Source organism: Streptomyces sp. NPDC127117, from assembly GCF_042677325.1.
GTDB lineage: Bacteria > Actinomycetota > Actinomycetes > Streptomycetales > Streptomycetaceae > Streptomyces.
Genome location: NZ_JBHXTM010000059.1, coordinates 25,067 through 44,466 on the forward strand (window position 1 = coordinate 25,067; position 19,400 = coordinate 44,466).

19 protein-coding genes are annotated in these 19,400 nt (G+C 71.4%); 10 read left to right on the plus strand and 9 right to left on the minus strand.

What is annotated here, in order from left to right; genetic code table 11:
* Nucleotides 1–22: 22 nt before the first annotated feature.
* The 6 genes from ACFVH0_RS34225 to ACFVH0_RS34250 form a co-directional block, all read right to left on the minus strand.
* Nucleotides 23–991 (minus strand): hypothetical protein, encoded by a 969-nt coding sequence (locus tag ACFVH0_RS34225; RefSeq protein ID WP_385826637.1) that lies wholly within the window; start codon nucleotides 989–991, stop codon nucleotides 23–25.
* Between the two features lie 189 nt (nucleotides 992–1,180).
* Nucleotides 1,181–3,616 carry a hypothetical protein gene (locus ACFVH0_RS34230; RefSeq protein ID WP_385826639.1) on the minus strand — a complete coding sequence of 812 codons (2,436 nt, stop codon included), beginning with the start codon at nucleotides 3,614–3,616 and terminating at the stop codon, nucleotides 1,181–1,183.
* Complete coding sequence (locus tag ACFVH0_RS34235) at nucleotides 3,616–5,304, minus strand: phosphate ABC transporter substrate-binding protein PstS (RefSeq protein ID WP_385826641.1); 1,689 nt, start codon at nucleotides 5,302–5,304, stop codon at nucleotides 3,616–3,618. The genes ACFVH0_RS34230 and ACFVH0_RS34235 overlap by 1 nt, the downstream gene beginning before the upstream one ends.
* 3 nt (nucleotides 5,305–5,307) lie before the next feature.
* Nucleotides 5,308–6,519, minus strand: coding sequence for a phosphate ABC transporter permease PstA (gene pstA, locus ACFVH0_RS34240; protein WP_385826643.1), 1,212 nt, complete (start codon nucleotides 6,517–6,519; stop codon nucleotides 5,308–5,310).
* Nucleotides 6,520–6,532: 13 nt separating this feature from the next.
* On the minus strand, nucleotides 6,533–7,537 hold the full coding sequence (pstC, locus tag ACFVH0_RS34245) for a phosphate ABC transporter permease subunit PstC (protein ID WP_385826645.1): 1,005 nt from the start codon (nucleotides 7,535–7,537) through the stop codon (nucleotides 6,533–6,535).
* 61 nt (nucleotides 7,538–7,598) lie between these two features.
* The gene (locus ACFVH0_RS34250) at nucleotides 7,599–7,979 is read right to left on the minus strand and encodes a hypothetical protein (RefSeq protein ID WP_385826648.1); all 381 of its coding nucleotides are present in this window, start codon (nucleotides 7,977–7,979) and stop codon (nucleotides 7,599–7,601) included.
* 210 nt (nucleotides 7,980–8,189) lie between these two features.
* On the opposite strand from ACFVH0_RS34250, the gene ACFVH0_RS34255 reads away from it, so the two are divergent.
* Nucleotides 8,190–8,993: a hypothetical protein gene (locus ACFVH0_RS34255; RefSeq protein ID WP_385826650.1), complete on the plus strand. Its 804-nt coding sequence runs from the start codon at nucleotides 8,190–8,192 to the stop codon at nucleotides 8,991–8,993.
* Between the two features lie 61 nt (nucleotides 8,994–9,054).
* Here the strand turns inward: ACFVH0_RS34255 and ACFVH0_RS34260 are convergent, their stop codons facing one another.
* Nucleotides 9,055–9,705: a PH domain-containing protein gene (locus ACFVH0_RS34260; protein WP_385826652.1), complete on the minus strand. Its 651-nt coding sequence runs from the start codon at nucleotides 9,703–9,705 to the stop codon at nucleotides 9,055–9,057.
* A 114-nt stretch (nucleotides 9,706–9,819) separates the two neighbouring features.
* Between ACFVH0_RS34260 and deoC the strand changes: the two genes are divergently transcribed.
* Genes deoC through ACFVH0_RS34275 form a run of 3 tightly spaced genes read left to right on the plus strand, consistent with a single transcriptional unit; the run spans nucleotide 9,820 to nucleotide 13,167 of the window.
* A complete protein-coding gene (deoC, locus tag ACFVH0_RS34265; protein WP_351258935.1) occupies nucleotides 9,820–10,782 on the plus strand; it encodes a deoxyribose-phosphate aldolase in 963 nt (320 codons plus the stop codon).
* A 5-nt stretch (nucleotides 10,783–10,787) separates the two neighbouring features.
* A complete protein-coding gene (locus tag ACFVH0_RS34270; protein ID WP_385826654.1) occupies nucleotides 10,788–12,227 on the plus strand; it encodes an aldehyde dehydrogenase family protein in 1,440 nt (479 codons plus the stop codon).
* Nucleotides 12,217–13,167, plus strand: a complete 951-nt coding sequence (locus tag ACFVH0_RS34275) for an aldehyde dehydrogenase family protein (protein ID WP_385826656.1) — start codon at nucleotides 12,217–12,219, stop codon at nucleotides 13,165–13,167. The genes ACFVH0_RS34270 and ACFVH0_RS34275 overlap by 11 nt, the downstream gene beginning before the upstream one ends.
* A 66-nt stretch (nucleotides 13,168–13,233) precedes the next feature.
* Here the strand turns inward: ACFVH0_RS34275 and ACFVH0_RS34280 are convergent, their stop codons facing one another.
* Nucleotides 13,234–13,653, minus strand: coding sequence for a hypothetical protein (locus ACFVH0_RS34280; RefSeq protein ID WP_385826657.1), 420 nt, complete (start codon nucleotides 13,651–13,653; stop codon nucleotides 13,234–13,236).
* 63 nt (nucleotides 13,654–13,716) lie between these two features.
* Here ACFVH0_RS34280 and ACFVH0_RS34285 point away from each other — a divergent pair, with 63 nt between their 5' ends.
* Complete coding sequence (locus ACFVH0_RS34285) at nucleotides 13,717–14,424, plus strand: uridine kinase (RefSeq protein ID WP_385826659.1); 708 nt, start codon at nucleotides 13,717–13,719, stop codon at nucleotides 14,422–14,424.
* A gap of 140 nt (nucleotides 14,425–14,564) precedes the next feature.
* Here ACFVH0_RS34285 and ACFVH0_RS34290 read toward each other — a convergent pair whose 3' ends face one another.
* Complete coding sequence (locus ACFVH0_RS34290) at nucleotides 14,565–15,326, minus strand: SigE family RNA polymerase sigma factor (RefSeq protein WP_385826661.1); 762 nt, start codon at nucleotides 15,324–15,326, stop codon at nucleotides 14,565–14,567.
* 192 nt (nucleotides 15,327–15,518) lie between these two features.
* On the opposite strand from ACFVH0_RS34290, the gene afsQ1 reads away from it, so the two are divergent.
* The 5 genes from afsQ1 to ACFVH0_RS34315 all read left to right on the plus strand — a co-directional run bounded on the left by afsQ1 (nucleotide 15,519) and on the right by ACFVH0_RS34315 (nucleotide 19,283).
* Nucleotides 15,519–16,196: a two-component system response regulator AfsQ1 gene (afsQ1, locus tag ACFVH0_RS34295; RefSeq protein WP_206433404.1), complete on the plus strand. Its 678-nt coding sequence runs from the start codon at nucleotides 15,519–15,521 to the stop codon at nucleotides 16,194–16,196.
* The gene (locus tag ACFVH0_RS34300) at nucleotides 16,193–17,731 is read left to right on the plus strand and encodes an ATP-binding protein (RefSeq protein ID WP_385826663.1); all 1,539 of its coding nucleotides are present in this window, start codon (nucleotides 16,193–16,195) and stop codon (nucleotides 17,729–17,731) included. Before afsQ1 ends, ACFVH0_RS34300 begins: the two co-directional genes overlap by 4 nt.
* On the plus strand, nucleotides 17,731–18,348 hold the full coding sequence (locus ACFVH0_RS34305) for a GerMN domain-containing protein (RefSeq protein WP_385826669.1): 618 nt from the start codon (nucleotides 17,731–17,733) through the stop codon (nucleotides 18,346–18,348). The genes ACFVH0_RS34300 and ACFVH0_RS34305 overlap by 1 nt, the downstream gene beginning before the upstream one ends.
* A gap of 88 nt (nucleotides 18,349–18,436) precedes the next feature.
* Nucleotides 18,437–18,985 (plus strand): VanZ family protein, encoded by a 549-nt coding sequence (locus ACFVH0_RS34310; protein ID WP_385826665.1) that lies wholly within the window; start codon nucleotides 18,437–18,439, stop codon nucleotides 18,983–18,985.
* 94 nt (nucleotides 18,986–19,079) lie between these two features.
* Nucleotides 19,080–19,283: a PspC domain-containing protein gene (locus ACFVH0_RS34315; RefSeq protein ID WP_124716783.1), complete on the plus strand. Its 204-nt coding sequence runs from the start codon at nucleotides 19,080–19,082 to the stop codon at nucleotides 19,281–19,283.
* Nucleotides 19,284–19,400: the final 117 nt, after the last annotated feature.

A 19,400-nucleotide genomic window follows, 5' to 3' on the forward strand; every position in this document is an offset into this window, starting at 1 on the left:
TGGCGCGGTTACGAAGTGGTGGTCAGCTCTCGCCCCGGAGGTCGGTGCTGCCGCAGTTGGCGATGGTGCCGAAGCCGTACGTGGCGATCACGCCGCTCTGCGCGCAGACCTTGGAGGAGGAGCCGACGAAGGTGGCGGCGATCGTCGGGGCGGTGAGCTTGGCGGTCGGGACGACGTTGTAGACGTCACGGTTGAAGGGGAAGGCGGTGTTGAGGGTGCCGTCCGCGTTGCGCGGGGCGACACCGTTCACCGAGCCGAGGACGGAGGCGCCGCGCCGGTCGACGACATCGCCCGGCTCGTTGCTCTGCGCGATGTACTGGGCGACGGAGTACGGGGCGATGTCGCCCGCGCTGTCCAGCGCCTCACCGTTGTGCTCCTGGACGGTGTCGTCGACGCAGGAGCCGAAGGTGGACTCGGTGAGGCCCAGCTGGCCCAGGAAGAAGGACCGGGTGCCGGAGCCGGCCTGGGGCAGCAGCGGGGTGAGCGCCACACCGTTGAGGGACGTCGTCTGGCAGGTGTAGACGGAGACGAGCTGCGCCTTGGTGAGCGCCTTGGGCAGGGCGCTGTCGGAGCGGACCGCGAAGGTCACCGCGTCCTTGCCGAACGGGATCCAGGTCAGGTCGGTGGACGAGGTGTCCGCGACGCCGCGCGAGGAGCGCGCGAAGTCCAGACAGCCGGTGTTGTTGTCGACGGCGTTGCGCAGCGCGTTGATGCCGGCCGAGGAGCCGTTGGGCCGGGCGATCTCGCAGCCGGTGGCGCGGGTCTTGACCGTCGCCGTGCCGAGGGCGTTGTACGAGGCGATCAGCGTGCCGCTGTCGACGGCGGTGCCGAGGCCGTTCACGACGTCCTGGGTGGTGTCCGAGCCGACACCGGCGAGGACCCGGTAGTTGCCGGGCGCCGGGTCCGCCGAGGCGGGGGCCGCCATGGCGCCGAGGGCGAGGGCGGCGGTACCGACAACGGCACCGATGCGTGCGCGGGACTTGACGTTCACTTCTGTTCTCCTCCGTGCATACGGAAACGAGGAATGGAAGGAATGGACGCTCAAGCAGAATTCTGAATTCTTTTTCCACCGGCCCGTCGGCCGGCCACCGATGACTTTTCCGTATCCGGTCGTCGGCGGCCACCAACGGCGACGGTTGTTCAGGTTACGAAATGCTTTACGAGGTGACACCTGGAGAACTCAGCCGGCCCGGACGGATTTCCGCACGGAAAGGCGGAGCATAATGGGCCCGGAAAGGCCCGCGATGCCGCCCGCGAGCAGCACTCCGATCAGCACCCAGCGGACGGCCCCGAGCACCGTGTCGGGGGTCAGGCCGCCGGAATGGGCGGTGTTCTGCCGATCTGGGCCGTCGGGGTCCGCCCGGTTCGCCGACCTGTCACCCGTGTCGGGGTTCGCGCCGTCCCCGCCGGAGCCCCCGGCGCCGCTGCCCGCACCTCCCGCACCTCCCGCGGCCTGGCCGCCGGAGGTGCCGGAGTTGCCGGAGCCTGCCGGTCCGCCCTCGCCGGAGCCCCCGGCCGTACTCTTCGCGTGCTCCAGCCGGTCCGCCGCGGCGAGCGCCCGGGTGCGCAGGGCGGCGGGCAGCGGCGCGTATCCGGGCGGCAGCTGTCCGGCCGCGGCGCCCGGGGTCTGGCCGGCCCGCGCCGCGTAGCGGATCAGTCCGGCGAAGTCCTTGCGCTCGGCCGCCGGGGTGCTGGTGTAGGCGCCCGCGTAGACGACGGAGGCCAGGGGGTAGGCCCCGCCCCTGGCGCCGGCCGGATCGGGTGCGAGTACACCCGGCCGGGACGAGTCCTTCATCGCGGCGACCCCGGCGAGCAGCGAGGCCGGGGTCGGGGCGACGAAGGTGCCGTCGGCGTTGCGCAGGGACGCGGTCTGGAGTCCGTAGCGGGCGGCGGAGGCGGCGTCGACGATCGCGAGCACCATGCGCTGGCCGGCCAGCGGGGGCGTGTTGACCAGCTTGGCGGGAGAGCCGTTGCCTCCGGCGGCCGCGGTGGTGGTGGACCCGTTGTTGCCCCGGCGGGTGCGCAGCGCGCCCTCGTGCATGTCCTGGACGTACGGGGCGATCTCGGTGGTCCCGTACTCAAGGGACTCCTCGCCGACGGTCACGGTCGTACGGGTCGGGTCCGCCTTCGGGAAGTCGTCGACACCGGTGTCGGAGTCCAGGTGCAGCTCCTTGAAGTACGGGTTGACCTTCGTGCCCCAGGGGTCGGGGGTACCGGCCAGGAATTGCCGCGCCTCGGTGTCGGACCGCAGCCACTTCCACAGCATTTCGGTGGTGTCGGAACTCTCCAGCTGCACCATGATGCTGGACGGCGCCAGATAGGGAACCCAGTTCTCGAAAGCCGGATTGAGCTTCTTGAATTCCTCGTCGTGGAAGAGACTGAGCGGATTGTCCTTGATGTGTTCGGGAGCGGTTCTGATCCGGCTCACCACGTCCTTCTGGTAGGACGAGGTGAGCATTTTCGCGAGCAGTCTCGGGGTGAGTTTCATCGAGGCGAGCCGGCCGGCGTCCGGCATTTCGACGAAGAAGCCGACCACCAGTCCGCTCACCGCCACCGGCGCGTGCACCGCGCTCCCGGCGGCGCCCTCCCCGGGCGGGAGCAGTGGGTCGACGGTGAAGGCGAGGTGCGGGGAGCCCGGGGTGGGCCGGGCGAGGGTGTCCCGTGCGCTCGCCTCACCGCTCTGGCTGAACGCGAACTTCGCGCTGCCGGCGCCCGCGCAGAGGGTCGACTGCCAGGAACTGATCGCCTCGGTGACCAGCTCGGACCCGGTCACCCGGCGCTCGGCCCGGTCGGCCGGGCAGGTGTTGCCGACCGGCTGGAAGTGCAGCGGCACCACGAGGCGCTGGGCCCAGTTGGAGGTGGTCAGCGGCGAGGTCTCCAGCCGGTGGCTGGAGCCGGTGCCGCCGTCCACGTCGTGCCCGCCGCGCGGTACGACGACGAGCCAGCAGGGGCGGGGCCCGGTCCGGCCGGAGCGCTTCACCGGCTCGCCGCAGCCGAGCTGGGATGCCTCCTGCCCGGACTGCACCTGGAAGGTGAACTCGCCCGTGCCGTCCGCGTGTGTGACGGCGTAGGGCTCCTCGTTGGAGTCGATCGAGCTGAAGTAGGTCCAGTCGCGCGACCCGGTGGTCTCCGGTCCGCCGTCGGCGGGGCGGAACGGTACGTACGACTCGCCGGATCCGTTGCCCACGTACTCCTTCTCGGCGGGGTCGGCCGCGCCCGCCCCGATCTGGCGCAGCGCGGTCCAGTTGCCGCCCTGCCCGCCGTTGCCCTGGGCGCCGAACTGGCACTGCTCGCGCGAGGGCCCGCCGGTGTCGTCGCCCCAGCACTGCATGATCTGGAGGTAGTCGTAGGTGAAGCCGTCCTGCGTCGGCCTGCCGCCGGTCCAGGTGATCCGTACCCCCTGGCCCCGCAGCTGTTCGGTCTGGTGGACGGTGACCTTGAGCTTCGAGAAGTCGTCGTACGGACCCTTGCGGCCGGTCACCGTCACCGCCGAGCCCGCCGCCGCCTCGGCGGGGGACGTGGTGGCGGGCAGCGGCAGCAGGGCGACCAGCAGTGCGGCGAGCAGCGCCACGGTGCCGGTGGCGGTGCGCCGGCGGGTGTGTCGTGCGGGGGTCATCACGGCCCTTCCTTGCGACGGTTGCGCGCGGCGAGGGCACGCGCGGTGAGCGGGGGTCCGACGACCACTCCGAGGAGCAGTACGGCGGAGAGCGCCATCAGTACGCCGCGCAGCCCGGGTGAGCCGCCGGCGGCGAGGGTGACCGGGTTGCCGACGACGGAGGCGTCCCCGCCCCCGGCCGACCCCTCGATCAGCTCGCCGGTGTCGGGGTCGACGGCGCCCGGGGCCGCGCCGCCCGCCGCGGCGCCGGACGCCCCGTCCGTACCGGTGGAGCCGCCCGAGGCCCCCGCGGTCCCCGCGCCGCCCTTGCCGCCCGCGGAACCCGTGCCGCCGGTGCCGCCGGCGGAAGCACCGCCGGAACCGCCGCCGCCGGAGCCGGAGTTCACCCGGGTCTGCTGCTTGGCGCCGGCCGTGCCGTCCGCGCACTGCGTGGTGCCCCGCTTGTCGCAGGCCTTGGGGTACGGGGCGTTCCTGGCAAGGGTGTTGGAGCCGTCGGAGGAGAACGTGGGGTTGCGGCAGCTCTTGATGTCGATGGCGGCGGACGGTGCGCCCGGGATCCTGCGGACCTGGGTGAATCCGGCCTCGACGAGGTTCTTGGGCAGCGGCGAGTAGCCGAGTTCCTCGGCCTGCTGCTGGCCCTCGCAGAGGAAGTAGTTGGCGAAGGAGCCCAGCGTCTTCCCCTTGGCGGTGGTGAACGGCGACTCGGCCTTGGTGGGCACGATCATGTAGCTGTAGGAGGAGAGCGGGTAGGTGCGGCGGTCGGCCGAGCGGTAGACCCCGTCGAGGATCTGGGTGAGGTAGTTCTCGGAGTTCTTGTCCTCGTTGATCCGGGCCTTCATCAGCGCCACGGCGACGCTGGAGGCGGTCGGTTCGACGTAGTAGCCGGAGGCGTTGAGCACCTTCGCCACCGGGAAGCCGGTCTTGATGGCGTACGAGTACTCGACGTAGGTGATCGCGCCCTCGGCGTGCCCCTGCTTGGTGTAGCCGGAGACGCCGAGCGAACCGGACTTGGCGATCGTCGAGGAGCCGGGCACCACGGGGAAGTACGAGGTCATCCCGCACGGTGTGGAGCGCCCGGCGCGCCTGCAGTACGCGTCCCAGAGCCCGCCGTGCTCCTTGGCGAGCCAGGTGGTCAGCTGGGCGGTCGTGCCGGAACCGTCGGAGCGTACGACGGGGATGATGCGGCGGGCCGGGAGCACCAGACCGGGGTTGTCGGCCCGGATCTCGGGGGCGTTCCACATCGTGAGCGCGCCGGTGAAGATCCTGGTGATGACGTCGCCGGAGAGCCGCAGGTTGGTGACCTTCCGGCCGCCGATGCGCAGGTTGTACATGAAGGCCGTGCCGCCGGCCACGATCGGCATGTACGCGTATCCGCGCTTCGGCGGCGCGTCCCGCATCCCGGACTCGGTCAGTCCGTACGGGATCTCGGAGACGGCGAAGTCGGCGGTGCCGTTCTTGAACTGCTCACGGCCCACCGAGGAGCCGACCGGTGAGTAGTTGACGGTCATGCCGCTGTTGGCGGCGACATTGCGGCGCCACTGGTCGAGCGCGTTGGAGCTCCAGGTGGAGCCGCCGCCGCTGATCTTCGTGTACGAAGCGGCGCGGGCGGTGGCCGGTTGGAGGGCGAGCAGCGCGCACACCAGTGCCGCCACCGCCATGGTCAGTCGGGAGACGGTTGCCGGTCTCACTGGTCACTCACTCCTCGTATCCATGGGTGTGTCCCGGGGCGCGGCCCGCCCGGACCGGGCGGCGAAGCGTTCGGCGTCACGTCTCGACGCCTGGACCCGGCGGTGCTCCTGGCGCCTGGTCAGCTGTCCCGGTCCGCGGCCGCCGATGACGCGGGCGACGACGAACAGCACGAGGACCAGCGCCATCAGGACCGCGGCCGTGCCGAAGCCGCGGGCGATCATCGTGGGTTCGGGCGACTTGACGAACTCGAAGGTGGCGAGCGGCAGCGAGACCTGCGGCCCCGACAGCGGATCGCCGTTGATCTCGGCGGTGAATCCGGCGGTCAGCAGCACCGGCGAGGTCTCGCCGATGCCGCGCGCGGTGCCGAGGATGACGGAGGTGGTCAGCCCGGACCGCGCGGTCGGCAGCACCACGTGCCAGACGGTGCGCCAGCGCGGGGTGCCGAGCGCGTACGAGGCCTCCCGCAGCGTCCCCGGCACCAGCCGGATCACCACGTCCGCCGCCCGGATGATGATCGGCAGCATCATCACGGCGAGGGCGAGGGACGCGGCCAGCCCGGAGCGGTCGAAGCCGAGCGCGAGGATCACCGTCGCGTACACGAAGAGCCCCGCGACGATCGACGGCAGCGCGGTCATCGCCTCGACGACGGTCCGTACGAACCGGGCGAAGCGGCCGGGCACCTCGTTGAGGAAGACCGCGCAGACCATGCCGGTGGGCACGGTCAGGGCCAGCGCGATGGCGATCTGCTCCAGCGTGCCGAGGATCGCGTGCAGGATCCCGCCGGCCGAGAGCGGGTCCAGCGGGCCGGCCTCGGCCATGTCCTGGGTGAAGAAGTTCAGGTGCGGCAGCGCCTTGCGGCCCTCCCAGAGGGTGAACACGACGACGAAGCCGAGCGCGACGACCATGACCAGGCCGAGGCTCTGCACCACGACGGCGGCCAGCCGGTCCCGTACCGCGGGACCGTTCTCGTCGAAGGAGACCAGCAGTGCGTACAGGGCGAGGAAGAGCACGTACGCCACGGCCAGGAAGCCGACGGTGCCGCTGAACGGCAGCAGCCGGGCGAACAGCAGCCAGGTGATCGACAGCGCGGCGGCCGCGGCACCGAGCAGCGCGTACACGTCGGTGGCCCGCAGCAGGGTCAGGGACCGCCGCCGCTCCCCCACCGGCACGGCCCGTTCCGCGGTGACGGCGGGCCTCTCGGGTGCGATGGTCATCTGCTGGATCCCCTCACTCGCTCGCCGCGCCGGACCGGCTGCGGGCGACGATCGACGACGCCGCGAAGTTGACGACGAGCGTCATCAGGAAGAGCGCGAGGCCCGCGGCCATCAGGGCCGACATGCCGAATTCGCTGGCCTCGCCGTAGCGCAGGGCGATCAGTGCGGCGACCGAACCGGCCCCGCTCTGCACCACGTGCCACTGGATCTCGAAGACCGGCGAGATGATCAGGTAGACCCCGATGGTCTCGCCCAGGGCCCGGCCCAGGCCGAGCATGGTGCCGCCGATCATGCCGCCCTTGCCGAACGGCAGGACGACGCTGCGGATCATGCCCCAGCGGGTGGCGCCCAGCGCGTACGCGCCCTCGCGCTCACCGACCGGTGCCTGCGAGAACACCTCGCGCATCACCGAGCAGACGATCGGCGCGACCATCAGCGCCACGACGACCCCCGCGACCAGCGTGGAGGAGGTGTACACGGTCTCCGGCGCGAGCGGGTCGGACGGGTCGGCGCCGTCCACCCGGAAGAGCGGGATCCAGCCCAGGTAGGTCGCGATCCAGCGGGCGGTGGGGAGGATCTGCCCCTCGAAGAAGAACAGCCCCCACAGCCCGTAGACGACCGACGGCACGGCCGCCATCAGGTCGACGACGCTGATCAGCGTGCGGCGCAGCCGGGGTGGCGCGTACTCGGAGATGTACAGCGCCCCGCCGACCGCCAGCGGTACGGCGACGGCGATGGCCACCAGTGCGATGAGTACCGTCCCGACGAGCACGGCGGCGATCCCGAAGCGGCCGGCGTCCGGCTCCCACGCCTCGGTCGTCAGGAACGACCAGCCCGCCCGGGACAGCGCCTGCCAGGCCCGGTGGAGCAGGAATCCGCCGACCAGCAGCATGACCGCGAGCACCAGCCCGCCGCCGCCGCGGGCGACGCCCCTGAACACGCGGTCGGGCAGCCCCGGATCCGCGTACAGCCGCCGCGGCGCGTCCCGCACCGCGGTCCCACTCGTATCTCTCGTCACGCGGTCGACGCTGCTGCCGCGTCATGGACACGCCCGCTCCGAGATGTGAATGAGGTGTGCCCTAAAGGCAACTTCCGGTGACGCCTCCCATCTCGGCGAGCAGCGCGCGGAACCGTTCGTACGCGGCCCGGCAGGTCGAATGGCGCTCGTAGGCCCGTGCCGAGACGACGGTGGCCCGTCCGTCCCGGTCCCGCAATAACCACATCCAGCCGTTGCCGCCCGGCGTGTGCTGCACCCCGCCCGTCAGCCCCTGCTGTCCCGCGCACAACTCCTCGAAGGCGGCCCGGCATTCGCCGTGCTCGCCGTACGAGAGCGCGGAGACCGCGACCACCCGTCCGTTCTGCGCGATCATCCGCCAGCCGTAGCCGCCGTCCGTGTCGATGTCTATGCGGCAGCGCGCGCCAGTGGCGTCCGCTCTGCCGGAACCGCCTTCGTCCGTCATCTCGTCCCACCCCCCGCCGCCCGCTTCGGAAGTCGGGCGGCACGCGCAATGTATGGAGAGGGGCATGACCGCCGGGACCGGAAACCGCCACAGCGGTCGGCTTTCACGCGGAAGTTGCCCCTAGTGCGCCCGGCATACACGGGGGCGTTCCGCCCGGTGCCGGGGCGGTAGTCTGCGGCGACTCGCATACCTACCAGTGAGAGGCCGTGCATGCGCACAGGCAGAACCGGCACCGTGGCCGTCCTCGCGGGAGCGCTCGCCCTTGCGGCGTTCACCGCCCCGGCCGCGGAAGCCGCCGGCACCGGGATCACGGTGTCGAAGATGGTCGTGAACTCGGGCAGGCCCATCGTCGTTGGCACCACCGAGGAGAAGCTTCCGAGTGTCAGCTTCCACGTCACCTGGCCCGCGGGCCACTCGCTCTCCGACGTGGAGGCGAGTCCGTACCTGTATCACGACACCACGGCGGGCAAGGGTGCCGACCACGGCGGCATCTATCTGAGCAGCATGACCTGTTACGAGGACGGCTCGCGCGCCGCCGACTGCAGGGGCGAGCTGTACATCGAGCCGCGCTACACCCTGGACTCGAACAACGACGCCACGACCTGGAAGGTCGGCGCGGCCGCCCGCATCTGGGGCTCCGACGGGCAGCCGAAGAGCCAGGAGTACCTGCCCGCCCTCGGCACGGCGCAGGTCAAGCGGGCGGCGCGGGCGAGCGTCAACGCCTCGCCCGAGCCGGTGGCGAAGGGGAAGACGCTCACCGTGACGGGACGGCTCACACGCGCCGACTGGGTGAAGCACTCCTACGCCGGTTACGGCGGCAAGGCGGCGAAGCTGCAGTTCCGCAAGGCGGGCACCAGCACCTACGCCACGGTGAAGATCGTCAGGGCGAACTCCACGGGCAGCCTGAAAACCACGGTCAAGGCGTCCGCGGACGGCTACTGGCGCTGGACCTTCGGCGAGACGTCGACGACGGGCGGCGCGACCGCCGCCGGGGACTACGTCGACGTCAAGTAGGCCCCGAGCACGAGTGAAGCCCGCACCGGTGAACTCGGTGCGGGCTTCTCCGGATCCGGTCTCAGCCGGTCGCGAGCAGCACCACCAGCAGCAGCGCGCCCACCACCGTCGGCGCGATCACCTCGAACGCCCAGCGCACCGACACCGACGACTCGGCGGACTCCCCGGCGGCCGGGCCGCCCGTCTTCGCCCGCTCCGCCAGCTCGCGCAGGTCCGCCATGGTCTGGTCGGCCGTCGCCATCCGGGCCTTGGTGTCGCGGACATCGGCGTGCACGGACGTGCGGTCGTACGGGTCGTCCAGCGACCGCCGGGACTGCTGCCGGGCCGCCTTCTTCCGCTGCCGCAGCGACACCGGCACCGCCCAGAGCTGGTACTTGGCGCCGCCCTCGGTGAACAGCTCGCACGAATACCCGGCCCGCAGGTCCGAGACCTCGGTCCACGGCATGCTGATCGTCCGGAACGGGTTGCGGATCCGGATGCGCTGCTCGTTGGCGAGCACGACCGGCCGCAGCGTGAACGCGACGACCATCGGCACCGCGGTGAGCACCCCGGCGAGCGCCAGCCACGGCACCCGGCCGTCGCCCCGGAACACGGCGTCCCCGGCGATCCAGCAGATGAGCAGGAGCAGCAGGCCACCCCCGACCATCCCGGCGGGCGAGCGGAAGGTCCGGTCGGCGTAGACCGGCTCGGCGGGCGGTGTGGGGCTCGTCATGGGCCCGATTCTGCCTGACGGGGGCAAGGGGCTGCCCGGCGGACCGCGCCCCGCGCGGAGAGGTGGTCCCCCTGTACAGGTCGCTACGCGCGTAGATATGCTCCTCTGGTGACCATGCCCACCACAGCTCCTGCATTCTCCGACGCGACCGCGTCCGACAGTGCGCTGCGCCGCTTCCTGCACGGGCTGCCCGGCGTCGACGCCGTCGGCCTCGAAGCGCGCGCCGCGTCTCTCGGAACCCGTTCGATCAAGACGACGGCCAAGGCGTACGCCATCGACCTGGCCATCTCGATGATCGACCTGACGACGCTGGAAGGCGCGGACACCCCGGGCAAGGTCCGGGCCCTCGCCGCCAAGGCCGTCAACCCCGACCCCACCGACCGCACGACCCCGCGCACCGCGGCGGTCTGCGTCTACCCCGACATGGCGGCGACCGCCGTCGCCGCACTGGCCGGCTCCGGCGTGAAGGTGGCCTCCGTGGCGACGGCCTTCCCGGCCGGCCGGGCCGCGCTCGACGTGAAGCTCGCGGACGTCCGCGACGCCGTGGCCGCCGGGGCCGACGAGATCGACATGGTGATCGACCGGGGCGCCTTCCTCTCCGGCCGGTATCTGAAGGTGTACGAGGAGATCCTCGCCGTGAAGGCGGAGTGCGCGCGGGCCGACGGCCCCGACGCCCGCCTGAAGGTGATCTTCGAGACCGGCGAGCTGTCCACGTACGACAACATCCGCCGCGCCTCCTGGCTCGGCATGCTGGCGGGCGCCGACTTCATCAAGACGTCGACGGGCAAGGTCTCCACCAACGCCACGCCCGCGAACACCCTGCTGATGCTGGAGGCCGTGCGCGACTTCCGGGCGCAGACCGGCGTACAGATCGGTGTGAAGCCGGCCGGCGGCATCCGCACGTCCAAGGACGCGATCAAGTTCCTGGTACTGGTGAACGAGACCGCGGGCGAGGACTGGCTGGACAACCACTGGTTCCGGTTCGGCGCCTCCAGCCTGCTGAACGATCTGCTGATGCAGCGCCAGAAGCTCAGCACCGGCCGTTACTCCGGCCCCGATTACGTGACGGTGGACTGATCCCCATGGCATCTGCATTCGAGTACGCCCCCGCCCCCGAGTCGCGCGCGGTCGTCGACATCGCGCCCTCGTACGGGCTGTTCATCGACGGCGAGTTCGCCGAGGCGGCCGACGGCAAGGTCTTCAAGACTGTCTCGCCGAGCACCGAGGAGGTGCTCTCCGAGGTCGCGCAGGCCGGTGCGGCCGACGTCGACCGGGCCGTGAAGGCGGCCCGCAGGGCGTTCGAGAAGTGGTCGGCGCTGCCCGGCTCCGAACGCGCCAAGTACCTCTTCCGGATCGCCCGGATCATCCAGGAGCGCAGCCGTGAGCTCGCCGTCCTGGAAACCCTCGACAACGGCAAGCCGATCAGGGAGACCCGCGACGCGGACCTCCCCCTGGTCGCCGCGCACTTCTTCTACTACGCGGGCTGGGCCGACAAGCTGGACCACGCGGGGTACGGCGCGAACCCGCGCCCGCTCGGCGTCGCGGGCCAGGTCATCCCCTGGAACTTCCCTCTCCTCATGCTGGCCTGGAAGATCGCCCCGGCGCTCGCCACCGGCAACACGGTGGTCCTCAAGCCCGCCGAGACGACCCCGCTCTCCGCGCTGTTCTTCGCGGACATCTGCCGCCGGGCGGGCCTGCCCAGGGGTGTCGTGAACATCCTTCCCGGCTACGGGGACGCGGGCGCCGCCCTCGTCGAGCACGAGGACGTGAACAAGGTCGCGTTCACCGGCTCGACCGCGGTCGGCAAGGCCATCGCCCGCCAGGTCGCCGGCACCGACAAGAGGGTCACCCTCGAACTGGGCGGCAAGGGGGCCAACATCGTCTTCGACGACGCCCCGATCGACCAGGCCGTCGAGGGCATCGTCACCGGCATCTTCTTCAACCAGGGCCAGGTCTGCTGCGCCGGTTCGCGGCTGCTGGTCCAGGAGTCGATCCAGGACGAGCTGCTGGACGCGCTGAAGCGCCGGCTGACCACGCTCCGGCTGGGCGACCCGCTGGACAAGAACACCGACATCGGCGCGATCAACTCCGCTGAGCAGCTCGCCCGGATCACCGCGCTCACCGAGACGGGCGAGGCGGAGGGCGCCGAACGCTGGTCCGCCCCCTGCGAACTCCCCTCCGCCGGTTACTGGTTCGCCCCGACGCTGTTCACCAACGTCACCCAGGCGCACACCATCGCGCGCGACGAGATCTTCGGCCCGGTGCTGTCGGTGCTGTCCTTCCGCACGCCCGACGAGGCGGTCGCCAAGGCCAACAACAGCCAGTACGGCCTCTCGGCCGGCATCTGGACGGAGAAGGGCTCCCGCATCCTCGCGGTGGCGAACAAGCTCCGGGCGGGCGTCGTCTGGGCCAACACGTTCAACAAGTTCGACCCGACCTCGCCCTTCGGCGGCTACAAGGAGTCGGGCTTCGGCCGCGAAGGCGGCCGTCACGGCCTGGAGGCGTACCTCGATGTCCGATAACCGTCTGAGCGTCTTCAAGACCTACAAGCTGTACGTCGGGGGCAAGTTCCCCCGCTCCGAGAGCGGCCGGGTGTACGAGGTGACGGACTCGAAGGGCAAGTGGCTGGCGAACGCCCCCCAGTCCTCCCGCAAGGACGCCCGCGACGCGGTCGTGGCCGCCCGCAAGGCGTTCGGCGGCTGGTCGGGCGCCACGGCGTACAACCGCGGCCAGGTCCTCTACCGCGTCGCGGAGATGCTGGAGGGCCGCAAGGACCAGTTCGTACGGGAAGTGGCGGACGCGGAGGGCCTGTCGAAGTCCAAGGCGGCGGCCGTCGTGGACGCGGCGATCGACCGCTGGGTCTGGTACGCGGGCTGGACCGACAAGATCGGCCAGGTCGTGGGCGGGGCGAACCCGGTCGCGGGCCCGTTCTTCAACCTGTCCACCCCCGAGCCGACCGGTGTGGTCGCGGTCCTGGCCCCGCAGGAGTCGTCGTTCCTGGGTCTGGTGTCGGTGATCGCCCCGGTGATCGCGACCGGCAACACCGCGGTCGTCATCGCCTCGGCAAAGGCCCCGCTGCCCGCGCTCTCGCTGGGCGAGGTGCTGGCCACCTCCGACCTGCCGGGCGGCGTGGTGAACGTCCTGTCCGGCAGGACGGCGGAGATCGCGACGCCGCTCGCCTCCCACCAGGACGTCAACGCGATCGACCTCACGGGCGCGGACGCCGCGCTCGCGAAGGAGCTGGAGATCGCGGCGGCGGACAACCTGAAGCGCGTCCTGCGCGCACCCGCCTCCCGCCACCGCACCGAGAAGGAAGGGCAGAGCCCCGCGCCTTCCTCCGCTGCGGACGGCGCCGAGGACTGGACGGCCGATCCGGGCACCCACCGCCTGACGGCCTTCCTGGAGACCAAGACGGTCTGGCACCCGACGGGCGCCCTGGGCGTCTCGGGCTCCTCGTACTGACCGGCCCCCCGCGCGACGACGGCCTGTTCCTCCGGAACTCCGGGGGAACAGGCCGTCGTCGGCCGCTCAGCCGCCGTGCAGCACCTGCGCCACCGGCCCGGCCACCGGCAGGTCCTTCAGCGCGCCACCGCTGGTCAGCGGGTCGGTGACGGCGGCCGTGGAGAGCGGCTTGAAGTCGGCGACCTGAGTCCCCACCACGTTGTCCAGCGGGTCGGTGCCCGTGCCGGCCAGCGGGTCGAGCCGCAGATGCGTCACCGGGACGATGCCGCCCCTGAGCGAGTGGCCCAGCGCCCCGGTCACCGCGCCGCCGGCGGCGTCCCCGGCCTCGCCGAGGGCGGTGTCGGCGCCCACGACCGGCACGTGGGGCAGCGGCGCCGCCTGGGCCGCCGCACCCCCCGCACCGAGCGCGGCACCCACCGCGGTGACGGTCAGACCTGCCCGCAGCAGTGCGCGGCGCCGGGACCTGGAAAGTGCATGACGTGCCATGGAATTCCCACCTGATCGAGACGATCGAGTAATCATCTGAGTGCGTAGAGTAGTTGAGGTGTGATGCTCGATACCAACAAGGGCACCGGGGGATCCCCTGTGCGGGTCAATGCCTCACACTCGTGTCCTGTGAATTCCCAACCGATCCCGACCCGCGTCGTACTGCTCGCGGGCCCTTCCGGCTCCGGCAAGTCCTCCCTGGCCGCCCGCACCGACCTGCCGGTGCTGCGCCTGGACGACTTCTACAAGGAGGGCGACGACCCCACGCTGCCGCTCGTTCCCGGCAGTACGGACATCGACTGGGACTCCGCACAGTCCTGGGACGCCGACGCCGCGGTCGCCGCGATCATGGAGCTGTGCCACACCGGGCGCACCCACGTCCCGGTCTACGACATCGCCACCAGTTCCCGGGTCGACCGGGAGGCCCTGCACATCGAGCGCACTCCGCTGTTCGTGGCCGAGGGGATCTTCGCGGCGGACATAGTCGAGCGGTGCCAGGAGCTGGGCGTACTGGCGGACGCGCTGTGTCTGCGCGGCCGTCCCTCGACGACGTTCCGCCGCCGGCTGCTGCGGGATCTGCGCGAGGGCCGCAAGTCGGTGCCGTTCCTGCTGCGGCGCGGGTGGCGGCTGATGCGGGCGGAGCGGCGGATCGTGGCGCGGCAGACGGCTCTGGGCGCGCATCCGTGCGGCAAGGAGGAGGCGCTGGGCAGGCTGGCCGCGGCGGCGGCCGGGCGTTGCCGGAGGGCGACCGCGTCACGGGGAACGGTGTAGCGGGCAACGGAGACCGGCCCCGCACACGCCGACGGGGCCGGACAGGACCCCCCGGCCCGTCCGACCCCGCAGCACTTCCCCCGTACTCCGCCGCCTCCCCCGAAGCAGCGGCCCCGTTCTCCCCCGTGTTCCCCCTCGCCTCAGGCCACCAGCTCGCCGAAGGACTCCTCCTCGTCACGGCCGAAGCTGAGGACCTCGTCCTCGCGCAGCCGGCGGAGCGACCGCCAGATGCTGGACTTCACCGTGCCGACACTGATGTCGAGGATGGCCGCGATCTCCGGGTCGGTGCGGCCCTCGTAGTAACGCAGGACCAGCATCGTGCGCTGGAGTTCCGGCAGCCGCGCCAGCGCCTGCCAGAGCACGGCGCGCAGTTCCGTGCCGCGCATCGCGTCCGTGTCGCCCGCCGTCTCCGGCAGCTCCTCGGTCGGGTACTCGTTGAGCTTGCGCCTGCGCCAGGCGCTGATGTGCAGGTTCGTCATGGTGCGGCGCAGATAGCCGCCGACCGCCGCCTTGTCGCTGATCCGGTCCCAGGCCCGGTACGTCGAGAAGAGGGCGCTCTGCAGCAGATCCTCGGCCTCGAACCGGTCACCGGTCAGGTGATAGGCGGTTGCGTACAGGGAGGCGCGGCGCTCCCGGACGTAGGCCGTGAACGCCGCTTCGGCGTCCTCTGCCTGCGCCGGGGCCTTCCGCTCCCCCGTGCCCTCCCCGTACGCGCTGCCCCCGTTGTTCCCCCCGTTGCCCCCCACAGGCGCGTCAACAACCGTCATGTACGACAGGTGCTGACGCCCGGCGCCACGAACGCACCCCCGCCCGTTCCCGGCGCCGGACTTCTCGACACTCCGGTTGACGTCATGGAGACGCGTGACAACTGCGCTTGCGGTGGTGCTGTGAGTTGCGTTCATCTCGCGCCCCCCATCGGTGGAGTCCGTCCGTTCCTTGTGCCAATGAGCTTGCCGGGGCGATTTCATGGCGCTGTCCGCCGACTGTCACAGGCCTGTCACAGGGCCTGCCGAGCGTGCTCCTGAGGCGTGCGGGATGTATGAGTCGACCCCAACTGTCGAACTGGGGCGCCACCATGGGTCAGAATGACCAGCGTGCCTTTCCTGTTGCTGATCGAGGACGACGACGCCATCCGCACGGCCCTCGAACTCTCGCTGTCACGCCAGGGCCACCGTGTGGCCACTGCGGCGACGGGAGAGGACGGCCTGAAACTGCTGCGTGAGCAGCGGCCGGACCTGATCGTGCTGGATGTGATGCTGCCCGGGATCGACGGCTTCGAGGTGTGCCGGCGTATCCGGCGCACCGACCAGCTGCCGATCATTCTGCTGACCGCGCGCAGCGACGACATCGACGTGGTGGTCGGGCTGGAGTCCGGTGCCGACGACTATGTGGTGAAACCCGTGCAGGGCCGGGTGCTCGACGCCCGTATCCGCGCGGTGCTGCGCCGCGGCGAGCGCGAGTCCACCGACTCCGCCTCGTTCGGGAGCGTGGTGATCGACCGTTCCGCGATGACCGTCACCAAGAACGGGGAGGATCTGCAGCTCACGCCGACCGAGCTGCGCCTCCTGCTGGAGCTGAGCCGCCGGCCGGGCCAGGCCCTGTCGCGGCAGCAGTTGCTCCGGCTTGTCTGGGAGCACGACTACCTCGGTGACTCCCGGCTGGTGGACGCGTGTGTGCAGCGGCTGCGGGCCAAGGTGGAGGACGTGCCGTCCTCGCCGACGCTGATCCGTACCGTCCGGGGTGTGGGCTACCGGCTGGACTCGCCTCAGTGAGCGATGCCGTCAAACGGAGCCTGCTCGCCGGGCTCCGCTGGACCAGTCTGCGGCTGCGGCTCGTCGTGGTGTTCGCGCTGGTGGCGCTGACCGCCGCGGTGTCCGCGTCGGGGATCGCGTACTGGCTGAACCGCGAGGCCGTGCTGACCCGTACCCAGGACTCCGCGCTCGGGGACTTCCGCCAGGAGATGCAGAGCCGGGCGGCCTCGCTGCCGCTCCACCCCACCAGGGACGATCTGCAGAACGCCGCCGTGCAGATGGCGAGCAGTTCGCCGGGGTACAGCGTGCTGCTGGTCGACGAGCGGGACACCGGCAAGCCGATCGTCGGCAACTCCGACCTGGACACCTTCACCCTCGACAACGTGCCGCTGTCGCTGCAGAAGGCGGTCGACAAGAAGCAGCCGCTGGAGGCGGGCAACAAGTACGAGTACCACCTGTTCTGGCAGCGGACCAGCATCCGCGGCACGCCGTACCTGGTGGGCGGCACGAAGATCATCGGCGGTGGCCCGACCGGCTACATGCTGAAGTCGCTCGACCAGGAACGGCAGGACCTCAACTCCCTGGCCTGGTCCCTGGGCATCGCCACCGGGCTCGCGCTGATCGGTTCGGCGCTGCTCGCGCAGGCCGCCGCGACCACCGTGCTGCGGCCCGTGCAACGGCTCGGCGACGCCGCCCGCAAGCTCGGCGAGGGCAAGCTCGACACCCGGCTCGTGGTGTCCGGCACGGATGAACTGGCCGATCTCTCCCGTACGTTCAACCGGACCGCGAGTTCGCTGGAGAAGCGGGTCGCGGACATGAGCGCGCGGGACGAGGCGAGCCGGCGGTTCGTCGCCGACATGTCGCACGAACTGCGTACCCCGCTCACCGCGCTGACCGCCGTCACCGAGGTTCTGGAGGACGAGGCGGACAGCCTCGACCCGATGATCGCGCCCGCGGTGCGACTGGTGGTGAGCGAGACCCGGCGCCTCAACGACCTGGTGGAGAACCTGATGGAGGTCACCCGCTTCGACGCGGGTACGGCCCGGCTCGTCCTCGACACCGTGGACGTCGCCGACCAGGTCACCGCCTGCATCGATGTCCGTGCCTGGCTGGACGCGGTGGATCTGGACGCCGAGCGCGGCATGATGGTCCGTCTGGACCCGCGCCGCCTCGATGTGATCCTGGCGAATCTGATCGGCAACGCGCTCAAGCACGGCGGTTCGCCGGTACGGGTCACGGTGCGGACCGAGGGCGACCAGCTCGTCATCGAGGTCCGGGACCACGGCCCCGGCATCCCCGAGGACGTGCTGCCCCATGTCTTCGACCGGTTCTACAAGGCCAGCGCCTCGCGCCCGCGCTCCGAGGGCAGCGGACTCGGTCTTTCGATCGCCATGGAGAACGCGCACATCCACGGCGGTGACATCACGGCCGCGAACTCACCGGACGGCGACGGCGCGGTGTTCGTGCTGCGGCTGCCGCGCGATGCCGAGCAGCTCACCCGTTCCGGCGGTGGGCACGATGCCGGGGACCGGGACGAGGAGGGCGAAGCGACGTGATGGGCAGCGGGAACCGCCGGGCACGCCGTCCGGCCGTGGCACTGGCCGGGGCCGCGGTCGCGGCCGTGCTGGCCGCGGGCTGCGGGATCAGGTCCACCACGGTGCCGGTCGACGCCGGGGCCGCACCGTCCCAGGTGCCGTGCGCGATGTCCGCGGAGAACGTCACGACGCAGGCCGCCAGGGGCATCCCCGTACAGATCTATCTGGTCTGCTCCTCGCAGCTGGTCACGGTGGACCGTACGGTGCAGGTCGACGAGAACGGCTCGGACCGGGTCCGGATCGCGCAGGCGCTCCTGGACGAGCTGTTGCTGAAGCCGCCCGCCGCGGAGCGGCAGGCCGGGTACTCCACGACCGTCCCGAAGACGCTGCGGGTCGGCGGGGCCCGCAGCGGCGACCGGGCGGGCACGCTGCGGCTCAGCGAGCAGCCGGAGGACCTGCGGTCCGAGGCGCTGGCGCAGATCGTCTGCACGTACGCGGAGAGCGACTCGCTCGCCCCGGAGGGCACGGTGGTACTGGGCGGGCCCGGAAAGTACCCGCCGCGCGGGTATCTGTGCACCTCGGAGATGAAGGCGCGGCCCAAGGCGGTACCGACGCTGGGAGTCGGTGCGGGGAACTGAACGCCCCGGTGGGCGGCTCGCCGGCGCCGGACGGGCCGGATTTCGGGGCGGCGGAACCGATCCTGCCGTTCGTCGCGTCTTGGGTGGCGTGCGTCAAGGTTCGGACGGTACAGCCGTCATCCGCTTCCGCGCGGCCGGGGTCTCTCTGCTCCTCGCGCATCTGCTGCTCGTCGGGTGGCTGACCCTGCGCCCGCTCGATGTGCCGTGGATGGGCGCCTCGAATCTCCGACCCTTCGCCGGTATCAGAGCGGATCTGTCCCTCGGCCCGGTCGAGGCGGCCCGCCGGATCGGTGAGGGGCTGCTGCTGCTCGCCCCGCTGGGTGTGCTGCTGCCGATGGCCGGGGGCCGGCTCTCCGTCTCCCCGTGGGCCTCGATGGCCCGTACCGTCGCGGCGGGTGCGCTGATCTCGACGACCATCGAGCTGGCCCAGACCGGGGTGCCCGGTCAGGTCGTCGACGTCGATTCGCTGCTGCTGAACACCACCGGCGTGGCCATCGCCCATCTGCTCGTGGTGCCCATGTGCCGGGCGCGGCTGCGCCGCCGGAAGCAGGAGCGGGTCGGGGTGCTCCCCCACCCGAGGGACGAGGCGGGCCAGGGTACGACCCCGACGATTCCCAGGGTCGGGATCGCACCGTAGAGCGACGCTTTGCCCCCCTTCGCCGGGCCACCATGGAGACATCGGGAGCACGACGGAGCTGCTCCCTCAGCAACGGTTCGCGAAGGAGCCCACCATGGCCGCACTTGCCCGCCCCCGTGACGGACGCATGATCGGCGGAGTGTGCGCAGCGCTGGCACGGCGCTTCGGCACCTCCGCGGGGACCATGCGCGTCATCTTCCTGGTCTCCTGCCTGCTGCCGGGGCCGCAGTTCCTGCTCTACCTGGCGCTGTGGCTGCTGTTCCCTTCCGAGAAGACGTCGTCGGCCACCGCCTGGTGACCCGGTACGCACACGCCTGTGGGGCGGACACCCGGTCCGGGGGTGCGCCCCACCCGCGGGTGTGGGGGGGTCAGCCGCCGATGTACGGGGGTCAGCCCCCGAGCGGGAGACCGGTGG

What these genes read in the sequence shown, in the direction of transcription:
- ACFVH0_RS34280 (WP_385826657.1), bottom strand. Translation starts at nt 13,653, where the DNA reads ATGGCACGTCATGCACTTTCCAGGTCCCGGCGCCGCGCACTGCTGCGG.
- ACFVH0_RS34315 (WP_124716783.1), top strand. Translation starts at nt 19,080, where the DNA reads ATGGCCGCACTTGCCCGCCCCCGTGACGGACGCATGATCGGCGGAGTG.
- ACFVH0_RS34255 (WP_385826650.1), top strand. Translation starts at nt 8,190, where the DNA reads ATGCGCACAGGCAGAACCGGCACCGTGGCCGTCCTCGCGGGAGCGCTC.
- ACFVH0_RS34305 (WP_385826669.1), top strand. Translation starts at nt 17,731, where the DNA reads ATGGGCAGCGGGAACCGCCGGGCACGCCGTCCGGCCGTGGCACTGGCC.
- ACFVH0_RS34260 (WP_385826652.1), bottom strand. Translation starts at nt 9,705, where the DNA reads ATGACGAGCCCCACACCGCCCGCCGAGCCGGTCTACGCCGACCGGACC.
- pstA (WP_385826643.1), bottom strand. Translation starts at nt 6,519, where the DNA reads ATGACCATCGCACCCGAGAGGCCCGCCGTCACCGCGGAACGGGCCGTG.
- ACFVH0_RS34290 (WP_385826661.1), bottom strand. Translation starts at nt 15,326, where the DNA reads ATGAACGCAACTCACAGCACCACCGCAAGCGCAGTTGTCACGCGTCTC.
- ACFVH0_RS34250 (WP_385826648.1), bottom strand. Translation starts at nt 7,979, where the DNA reads ATGACGGACGAAGGCGGTTCCGGCAGAGCGGACGCCACTGGCGCGCGC.
- ACFVH0_RS34270 (WP_385826654.1), top strand. Translation starts at nt 10,788, where the DNA reads ATGGCATCTGCATTCGAGTACGCCCCCGCCCCCGAGTCGCGCGCGGTC.
- ACFVH0_RS34285 (WP_385826659.1), top strand. Translation starts at nt 13,717, where the DNA reads ATGCTCGATACCAACAAGGGCACCGGGGGATCCCCTGTGCGGGTCAAT.
- ACFVH0_RS34275 (WP_385826656.1), top strand. Translation starts at nt 12,217, where the DNA reads ATGTCCGATAACCGTCTGAGCGTCTTCAAGACCTACAAGCTGTACGTC.
- deoC (WP_351258935.1), top strand. Translation starts at nt 9,820, where the DNA reads ATGCCCACCACAGCTCCTGCATTCTCCGACGCGACCGCGTCCGACAGT.
- ACFVH0_RS34230 (WP_385826639.1), bottom strand. Translation starts at nt 3,616, where the DNA reads ATGACCCCCGCACGACACACCCGCCGGCGCACCGCCACCGGCACCGTG.